The sequence below is a fragment of the Listeria rocourtiae subsp. hofi genome, assembly GCF_963575615.1.
Classification (GTDB): Bacteria; Bacillota; Bacilli; order Lactobacillales; family Listeriaceae; genus Listeria_A; species Listeria_A hofi.
The window spans coordinates 1-1,359 of sequence record NZ_CAUYTL010000084.1; the positions used below are offsets into that span (position 1 = coordinate 1).

At 38.3% G+C, this 1,359-nt stretch carries 2 protein-coding genes; both read right to left on the minus strand.

Annotated elements, in window-relative coordinates; genetic code table 11:
• Positions 1 to 82: 82 nt before the first annotated feature.
• The gene (locus tag R8925_RS15800) at positions 83 to 412 is read right to left on the minus strand and encodes a hypothetical protein (protein WP_430536741.1); all 330 of its coding nucleotides are present in this window, start codon (positions 410 to 412) and stop codon (positions 83 to 85) included.
• A gap of 87 nt (positions 413 to 499) precedes the next feature.
• Complete coding sequence (locus R8925_RS15805) at positions 500 to 979, minus strand: methylated-DNA--[protein]-cysteine S-methyltransferase (protein WP_430536742.1); 480 nt, start codon at positions 977 to 979, stop codon at positions 500 to 502.
• Positions 980 to 1,359: the final 380 nt, after the last annotated feature.

Genomic DNA, 1,359 nt, shown 5'->3' on the forward strand with positions numbered 1-1,359 from the left:
GTACTTATTTCTATATACATATAAAGAGGATGGAACATCCGTTGATTTGTAGATCAACTTTTGTCCCATCCTCTTTTTTGCATTATATAGCATTAGATGATGAACTTGAATCTGGATTCAATGAAGCACCTGAATTCGCATCTGTATCATCACTAGAACCTGATGTGCCACCGCCTTGTTGACTTCTCGGTCCCCCACTCGGTGGCGTTCCGTATGTCTCATCGGTTCCACCCATCTGTGAATGTCCGCTGCTTGGCATATTTCCATCTTTATTCATCTCCGCTTGATTTTGATTAAAAAGTGCAAACCCCATAAATGATATCGTCATAACAGAAACAATACTCACAATAATAGTACTCCATTTCCATTTATTCACTTGTTTCTTCGGTGCCGTTTCAAATTCATTATTCATGTAATTCCAGCTCCTTTCACTATATAATTATCTTATCCAATAAATAAGAAAAAATTATGAACGAGCCGTGAAATTTATAATAACATTCTAAAAAGGCATTTCGCGATTCAATAACCATCTTTTCCGGTCAACATCACTCCCATTATAACCACCTAGCTTCCCACCAGCTTGAATCACGCGGTGACATGGAATAATAATCGGAATTGGATTCGCACGGTTCGCCTGGCCAACCGCTCTCACAGCTTTTGGACTCCCGGCCCGCTCTGCGATGTCCTTGTAGGAAACCACTGCACCATACGGAATCTGCTGCAAAGACTGCCATACCTTCATCTGAAAATCCGTCCCACGCACTTCCAGTGGCACTGTGAAACTATCTATTTCTCCAACAAAAAAAGCACCCAACTCGACCTTCAATCGCTTCATCATTTCATTCTCCTCTAACTTAAAATCCATGCCTTGCTGCAAAAAAGTCGCCTCATCATACGCAATATACTTCACAGCCTTCTCCGTTACACCAAGATAAAGCTTCCCGAGCGGGGATTCCACTTCACTCATATAAAGTTGCATGTCTATCGCCTCTCCTTTTCTTTCCAACATACCATGTCCAGTGACAAATAACAAACATCATTTTTAGTTACAATTAATAATTATTTTAAAAACCTTTCAAATCAAGGTTACTCTTTTTAAAAATAGGGTAAAATTACTTTGTACGTATGTTGATGTACGGAACATAAGAGAATTTTTATGAGGAGCTACAGCATTCTTCTTAAGAATTCATCAGACAGGGGGATAAAAATATGTCAAGAACAGCAGAATTAGTATTAGGATTAATCGGTTCCATCATTGGTTTAGTAGCAGGATTTTGGATTAGGGAGTGTAAAATAAACTGTGTAAATAATGAATCTTAGTTCATTGTTTATACAGTTTTTCTTTTTTGATACAATGAA

Excerpts from the sequence above, each read along its gene's own strand:
- R8925_RS15800 (WP_430536741.1), bottom strand. The coding sequence starts at position 412 with ATGAATAATGAATTTGAAACGGCACCGAAGAAACAAGTGAATAAATGG.
- R8925_RS15805 (WP_430536742.1), bottom strand. The coding sequence starts at position 979 with ATGCAACTTTATATGAGTGAAGTGGAATCCCCGCTCGGGAAGCTTTAT.